Origin of the sequence: Vreelandella venusta (genome assembly GCF_007989605.1) — a bacterium.
Taxonomy (GTDB): Bacteria; Pseudomonadota; Gammaproteobacteria; order Pseudomonadales; family Halomonadaceae; genus Vreelandella; species Vreelandella venusta.
In genome coordinates this window covers 1-7,258 of record NZ_BJUL01000044.1, presented here as the reverse complement: position 1 = coordinate 7,258, position 7,258 = coordinate 1, and the positions used below count along the sequence as shown (strand labels likewise).

At 50.7% G+C, this 7,258-nt stretch carries 5 protein-coding genes; all 5 read left to right on the top strand.

Annotated elements, in window-relative coordinates:
* The first annotated feature begins 279 nt into the window (after nt 1–279).
* The 5 genes from rfbA (at nt 280) to HVE01_RS19560 (ending at nt 6,946) form a co-directional block, all read left to right on the top strand.
* Nucleotides 280–1,176, top strand: coding sequence for a glucose-1-phosphate thymidylyltransferase RfbA (rfbA, locus tag HVE01_RS19580; RefSeq protein ID WP_146945468.1), 897 nt, complete (start codon nt 280–282; stop codon nt 1,174–1,176).
* Between the two features lie 82 nt (nt 1,177–1,258).
* A complete protein-coding gene (rfbC, locus tag HVE01_RS19575) occupies nt 1,259–1,804 on the top strand; it encodes a dTDP-4-dehydrorhamnose 3,5-epimerase (protein ID WP_125749856.1) in 546 nt (181 codons plus the stop codon).
* Between the two features lie 41 nt (nt 1,805–1,845).
* Entirely contained in the window at nt 1,846–3,168 is a 1,323-nt protein-coding gene (locus HVE01_RS19570) for a UDP-glucose dehydrogenase family protein (protein WP_146945467.1), read from the top strand.
* 173 nt (nt 3,169–3,341) lie between these two features.
* Entirely contained in the window at nt 3,342–5,063 is a 1,722-nt protein-coding gene (locus tag HVE01_RS19565; RefSeq protein ID WP_146945466.1) for a coiled-coil domain-containing protein, read from the top strand.
* The gene (locus HVE01_RS19560) at nt 5,060–6,946 is read left to right on the top strand and encodes a coiled-coil domain-containing protein (RefSeq protein ID WP_146945465.1); all 1,887 of its coding nucleotides are present in this window, start codon (nt 5,060–5,062) and stop codon (nt 6,944–6,946) included. The genes HVE01_RS19565 and HVE01_RS19560 overlap by 4 nt, the downstream gene beginning before the upstream one ends.
* Nucleotides 6,947–7,258 lie beyond the last annotated feature (312 nt).

Below are 7,258 nucleotides of genomic sequence, written 5' to 3'. Positions count from 1 at the left end.
GGGGCACGCAGGAATGACAGTCAGTAGGCGCCATTCTCGACAAACCACGTACCCGTCATTCCCGAGTGGGGTTATCGGGAATCCACCTTGCCTTACCCGCTGAGGCTGGGGTACTAACATCAAACTGGATTCCCGCTAAGGGCATGCGGGAATGACAGAACGTCGGGCTCGCGAGCATGACAGAACGCCGGGCATGCAGGAATGACAGAGCGTCGGGCCACGTTAATGACGAAACGTCGAGCGCGTGGGAACGGCAGAACAAAAGGTTAATGAATGACTATGAGTCAAAGTACACCAAGGAAAGGCATTATTCTTGCCGGTGGCTCGGGTACGCGGTTGCATCCCATTACCCGCGGTGTATCCAAGCAGCTACTGCCTATTTACGATAAGCCGATGATCTACTACCCGATCTCGGTACTCATGCTGGCAGGTATTCGAGAGATCTTAATTATCTCAACGCCGGAAGACTTACCGCAGTATCAAAATTTGCTAGGTACCGGTGAAGACTTCGGTATAAGCCTAAAATACGCAGAGCAGCCAAGCCCAGACGGCCTAGCGCAAGCGTTTATTATTGGCGAAGAATTTATTGGTGATAGCCCGGTGTGCCTAGTGTTAGGTGATAACATCTTCCATGGGCAACACTTCTCCGATCAGCTAAAACGCGCCAGCTCATATACCTCCGGTGCGACGGTATTTGGTTATCTAGTCAAAGATCCCGAGCGGTTTGGTGTTGTAGAATTTGATGAAAATAGCAACGCTATTTCCATTGAAGAAAAGCCCCGCAAGCCTAAGTCTGCCTACGCGGTGACCGGCCTGTATTTTTACGACAATGATGTGGTGGAAATCGCCAAAAACGTCACCCCCTCCGAGCGAGGCGAGCTAGAAATTACCAGCGTTAACAACGCCTACTTAAAGCGTGGCGACTTACGCGTGGAACGCCTAGGTCGAGGTTTTGCTTGGCTAGACACCGGCACCCACGACAGCTTGTTAGAAGCCAGCCAATACGTACAAACCATAGAGCATCGCCAAGGTCTTAAAATTGCCTGTCTAGAAGAGATCGCTTGGCAGCAGCAGTGGATCAGCGATGAACGCCTAGCCGAACTCGCCAAACCACTTGCCAAAACGCAATACGGCCAATACCTGCAGCGCCTACTCAAAACGAAAGGTAATAAGTAAGGGGTGAGTCGTGAGGAGAAAGTAATCTTACCCCTCACGCCTTACATCGAGCTCCTCATCCTTCACCTCTCATGGTTTAGATATGCAATACGAAAAACTCGCCATTCCAGATGTTGTGCTTATTACTCCTCAAGTGTTCGGCGATGAGCGCGGTTTCTTTATGGAAACCTTCCGCCAAAATGAATTCGAAGATCACTGTGGCCACTACACGTTTGTGCAAGATAACCACAGTAAATCCACTCATGGCATTCTGCGAGGGCTGCACTACCAACACCAGCAACCACAGGGTAAGTTAGTGCGGGTAACCCAAGGAGAGGTCTTCGATGTGGCGGTGGACATGCGCCAAAGCTCACCCACCTATGGTCAGTGGGTAGGCGCAACACTTAGTGAACAAAACAAGCAAATGCTTTGGGTTCCCCCCGGTTTCGCCCACGGTTTTTACGTCACCAGCGAAACGGCTGAGTTTCAGTACAAATGTACCGATTACTACGCCCCTGGGGATGAAGTGTCTATTTTATGGAACGACCCGCAACTGGCTATTCAATGGCCTACCCAAGGCCAGAAGCCCCGGCTTTCGGCAAAAGATGAGCAAGGACTTGCTTTTAAAGCCGCGCCAGCTTTTGACTAAAAGCGGTGAGCTAACGAACACACTCAAACTGAAGTGAACGAATGAACATAACGGTTTTTGGTACAGGTTACGTAGGGCTCGTTACAGGCACATGCTTAGCAGAAGCTGGTCATCACGTTATATGTGTCGATGTGGATGAGCAAAAAATAGCTCGGTTAAACCAAGGCATCATTCCCATTTATGAACCTGGCCTAGAAGCCATGGTAAGGCATAACGGCGAGGACGGCAGGCTCAAGTTCACCACCGATGCAGCGCAAGCGGTACAATTTGGTACCCTGCAGTTTATAGCGGTAGGAACGCCTGCTGATGAAGATGGCAGTGCCGATTTACAATACGTGTTGAATGTAGCCGAAACGATTGCTCAGCATATGAACGGCTACAAAGTTGTTATTGATAAATCGACTGTGCCAGTTGGTACCGCTGAAAAAGTACGCGACACCATTGCAGCAACGCTCAGCAGTTTAGGTAAAGATTACACCTTTGATGTATGTTCCAACCCTGAATTTCTCAAGGAAGGGGCTGCGATAGAAGACTTTACCCGGGGTGCTCGGATTGTGGTGGGTACTGACAGCCCCCACGTAGAAAAGCTAATGCGCGAATGCTATGCCCCATACAACCGCAATCATGAAAAAATGCTGTTTATGGATGTGCGCAGTGCCGAGCTGACCAAGTATGCCGCTAACGCCATGCTAGCCACTAAAATCAGCTTTATGAACGAAATAGCGAATCTCGCTGAACGACTGGGCGCCGACATTGAACAAGTGCGCCAAGGCATAGGTTCCGACCCGCGCATTGGCTACCATTTCATTTACCCCGGCTGCGGTTATGGCGGCTCTTGCTTTCCTAAAGATGTTCAAGCGCTTGCCCGCACCGCTGGGCTAGCAGGCTACTCTGCTGAACTGTTAAAAGCTGTCGAAAGTGTCAATGAACGGCAAAAACAGACGCTGTTCACCAAGCTAAGCAATGCCCTTGATGGGCAGTTGCGCGGCAAAACAATCGCTGTATGGGGGCTTGCCTTCAAGCCAAATACTGACGATATGCGAGAAGCACCCAGCCGCGTACTAATGGAAGCATTGTGGGAAGCTGGTGCCCAGGTGCGAGCATTCGACCCTAAAGCGATGGAAGAAGCAGCGCGTATCTACGGCAGTCGTGAAGACTTAACGTTATGTAAGCGAATGGAAGATACCGTCATCGACGCAGATGCACTGGTGGTTTGTACCGAGTGGCAGCAATTCCGAGCAGTAGACTTAACGTGGTTGGCTAATCAATTAAAAGGCGGTGTAGTCATTGACGGGCGTAATCTTTACAACCCCAAAGAAGCCAAAGCCGTTAATTTACGCTACATATCGGTAGGTCGAGCATAACGCTGCTAAAGAGAGCTGTGATATTGCGCTCTTAATTGTGTTCAAGCCCCCAGTTTTAACATTACTGTTTGGGTTAGCCCTTTTCGTACAGTCAGAGTGTGCCAGTGGCTAACTAGCTTATCTGTTCAATTTTGAAAAATATGATCAACATTCAAGCAAGGAGCTTTCAACCTATGCCGCGGGTAATTTATCTGGGCTTGCAAGCCTTCGCGCACGAGCCGCACCAGTTGTTGCCAGCTGCGGAAAATCCGTCGGCATGCGAATCACTAGTAGATATCAGCGAAGCAGATGCGCAAGCTCCAAGCAGTATATATCTGTTATCCACGTTGAATGATGAAGATGTCGTTAAGCTACGCGCTTGGTGTAAGCATGACGCAGAGCGCCAGGTAATGATCGCTTGGCCACAGCCAAGCGCTTGGTTAGCAGCAAACCTTGCAAGCGGGGCCGTTGCCGAAGAGGCGCTTAATGATTGGTTAGCGCAGGCTAAACGACTACTTGCACTGTTTCGCTCAGCGCGCCGCCAGATTACCTTAGTAGGCTACTCGCCAGGTCGCATATCCAAGCTCATTGACGCCCCGCTCGACTTACCAACCACGGCGGCGGATAAAACAATTTATCGGCTAGCCGCGGCTTACCTTTGTGGGCAAACCCAAACGTTACAAGACACCTATGCCTACCTGTTGGCTAGCAGCCAGGAGAGCCCAGTTGAGGAAGGCCAAGAGGCGACCATCGCCCAAGCCGCGCTTAACGAATACCACGCCTTGCAAGCAGCCAGCGAAAAAGGGCAGCGGGATGGCCGAGCGTTACAACAGGCAGAGAGTCTTCAAGAGCAACAGCAGCAGAATATCGCTCGTTTGAAGGGCGAACTAACAGCCGCGCGTGAAGAGTACGCTGTTGTTTTTCAACAGCTTCAAAGCGTTCAGTCGTCGCTGGCTGAAAGTGTTGACAAGCAAAAAGCAAATGTTGAGCAGCGTGAGCAAGAGAGTTCAAAACGCCTTAAAGAACTTCAGCAGCAAACTAACACGTTGCAAAAGAAAAATGCTCAGCTGGAGCAAGATAACGCGACCATTAAAAAGGCCCAGCTAGCACTTCAGCAAGAAAAAGAGTCCCTTAAAAAGGCGTTGGCGGCGCAACTCAATACTCAAAAAGAGGGGCAGGAAACTCTTGCTACGGCGCAAAAAGAGAATGCGCAGCTGCTGAATACCCTGCAGCAGGCCCAACAGGCCTATGAAGCACTAAGCCAAGAATACCAAGCTTTAGCCGCGCGTAAAGATGATGAAATCTTCCAGCAACAGCGCCTAGTAAACGCCCAGCAGCAAAACATAGACAGCGTAGTCACCAAGCTAGAACGGCGCGCCGCTGAAGTGCAAAAAATCCAGCAACAACTAGAGAAAAGTACCCAAGATACCGCACACTTCCGCCAACAGCTGGAAAAACGCCAGAAAGAGCTCAATATATTACGTGCGGATACGCAACGGCATATTAGCCACTTGGAAAGCTTAGTGCAGTGGCTGCGTGTGCATGCACAGCGTCATGCCGCGGTGGCTTACCGCGATAGCCGAAGCTACAAAAAAGAGCTACCAAAGCAGCTAGCCATGCTGGAAGCAACGCCGTTTTTTGATGCCGACTGGTACCTTGCCCAATACCCTGATGTTGCCAAGTCAGGTATTAAACCCGCCGAACACTTTATTAAGTTTGGCGCGATTGATGGCCGCCATCCAAGTTCTCAATTCAGTACCGACTTTTATCTTACTCACTACAAAGATGTCGCGGCATCGGGTCAGCATCCGCTGCTGCACTACCTGCGGCATGGCATCGCCGAACAGCGAAAAACCCAGCCGCCACAGCACCATTTGCCCGCGCCCAAAAAACCGACAGAGGGGGCTGATGCATGAGTCAAGCTGCCGACCTGCTAGTGCATATTGGCCCACTACGTGAAGAGAGTGAGACGCTTATTAAACAGGCCAACTTAGCGGTATTGTTGGCATCACTTTCGCCCGTTTCAGCGCACCACAAAGCGTTATCTCAAGTGTTACCGGCATTGCATATTGCAGACCAGCCGATAACTCCCCCCGGCGGTGAAGCAGTGTGTTATGCCTACACACTGAAAGACTTCAACAGCTTGGCTCCTGCCAGTGAACTAACGACCCTCTATCCTGGCCTTGGCAAGGCTCGTCACCAATCAGTAGACACTCAAACACTACCGCAGGCGCTAGAGCAGGCTGGCCAGAGCCAAGCAACGTTCAGCCATTTGATTATCGAGCAGCCGGAAATTTCCCTAAGCCTGCTGCAAGCGTTCAATCATTCCGGTTTACTTGATCAGTTAACCCATCTATGGGTACGTACTAGCCCGTTGCGTTTATACGAAGGCATGGCGACAGACGCCGAGCTAACCCAATGGTGCGAACAGCAAGGTTTTGAAGTGGTGGCTCAACATGCCACGGACCCAGATTTTTTTCTTCTCAGTTTTACCCGCAGCCCGTTGTATCACAAGCTAAAAGAGACCCATGCACAACTGGCTGAGTATGATACACAGCTCAGCCAGCTAACCGAAGAGCGGGATACGCTAAAAAAGCAGCTAAATCAGGCGATTAAAGCTAATCAGCAGCAAAAAAAAGAGCATCAGGAAACCGAGCAAGCACTCAAAAAGGTCGAGCAGCATTATCAAGACGCTGTGCAAGCAGAGCAAAAAGCGCAGGAAAAGCTGCAAGAAACGCACAGTTGGTTTACTAACCGCAAGCAGCAGGCAGAAGAGGGCGTCGAGAAAATCGCTAGCCTTCAAGAAAAATTAACGCACAGCGAAGAAGAGCGCGAAAAATATCAGCGCTACTTTGCTAATCGAAAAAAGCAGCATGAAGAAGCTGAAGCTGAGTTAGTAAAAGCCCAGCAGCAGCTAACTGAAAAAGACGCTACGATCAGCCAGCTCAGCGAACAGCTTGCCTCGTTACAACAAAGTAACGAACGTTTTGGCCAGTTAGAAAGCAAGCTGGAATCGCTGTTCGGCGAACAGCGCAGCTACATACAGCAAACTACCAACGCTCTTGGTCAGCACGTTACCCGTAGCGCCCGCCAACAGCGTGACGAACAGGCGCTAATGAACTACCTGCAACATGGCCAGCGCCCAATTAGCACAACGTTAGCACCTGGCTATGCCATGGCCTTGCTAGAACACTACAATGCAAATAACCATGATGTAATAGTGATTTTTGGCAGTAATGGCACAACGGAACTGCTGGCGCAAAGTGTAATTAACGCCCGGGCAGAGCAGCCCAAATTAACCCGGCAGAAAGGCCAGCATCACGGGCAGGAACACGAGGTAACGTTATCTCACGCTGACCTGCCACAAACCATTATTAGCATTACACATCAGAAAGTAGCTAGCGATGAGCTGAAACAGTGCTTGAATAACAAGCGCCTTAGCCACGCGGTCAATGTGGTGCATGCCCCTTGGATAGAGTGCCAAGCCAACGGCCAAACGGCGCTGTTCTACGCGGCAAATACTGTTCTGCAACGCCTAAACCAGTGGCTGCCGGAAGATGCCCGTGTACTAGCGATTATAGGCGAAACGCTAGTCGAAGCAGGGCATAGCCGAGAAGCGGCGTTAACGCTACTGCTACAGCAACTACCCACGCAACGGCTGGATATTGTGCTGGAAGGTAATAGCTATCCGCAGGAAAACGACCTAAAGGAAGGCTGGAATACGCTACTCGAAACCCGCCAACGTCCAGCCCAATGGCTAACGCTCCCCAACACAATCAGCCTCAGAGTAGAAGGGTAGATAACGCATACCACTGAACTGTCATTCCCGCATGCCCTTAGCGGGAATCCATTTTGATTCAGGCACTCAGGCATCAGCGGGTAAGGTCAAGGTGGATTCCCGATAACCCCACTCGGGAATGACGGGGTTGGGGGGCGGAAATGACGGAGTTGGGGGTGCTCGAACTGTCATTCCCGCATGTCCTTAGCGGGAATCCATTTTGGATTCAGACACTCAGGCATTAGCGGGTAAGGCCAAGGTGGATTTCCGATAACCCCACTCGGAAATGACGAGGTTGGAGCTGCTCGAACTGTCATTCTCGTATGCCACTGA

What these genes read in the sequence shown, in the direction of transcription:
- rfbA (WP_146945468.1), top strand. Translation starts at nt 280, where the DNA reads ATGAGTCAAAGTACACCAAGGAAAGGCATTATTCTTGCCGGTGGCTCG.
- HVE01_RS19560 (WP_146945465.1), top strand. Translation starts at nt 5,060, where the DNA reads ATGAGTCAAGCTGCCGACCTGCTAGTGCATATTGGCCCACTACGTGAA.
- rfbC (WP_125749856.1), top strand. Translation starts at nt 1,259, where the DNA reads ATGCAATACGAAAAACTCGCCATTCCAGATGTTGTGCTTATTACTCCT.
- HVE01_RS19570 (WP_146945467.1), top strand. Translation starts at nt 1,846, where the DNA reads ATGAACATAACGGTTTTTGGTACAGGTTACGTAGGGCTCGTTACAGGC.
- HVE01_RS19565 (WP_146945466.1), top strand. Translation starts at nt 3,342, where the DNA reads ATGCCGCGGGTAATTTATCTGGGCTTGCAAGCCTTCGCGCACGAGCCG.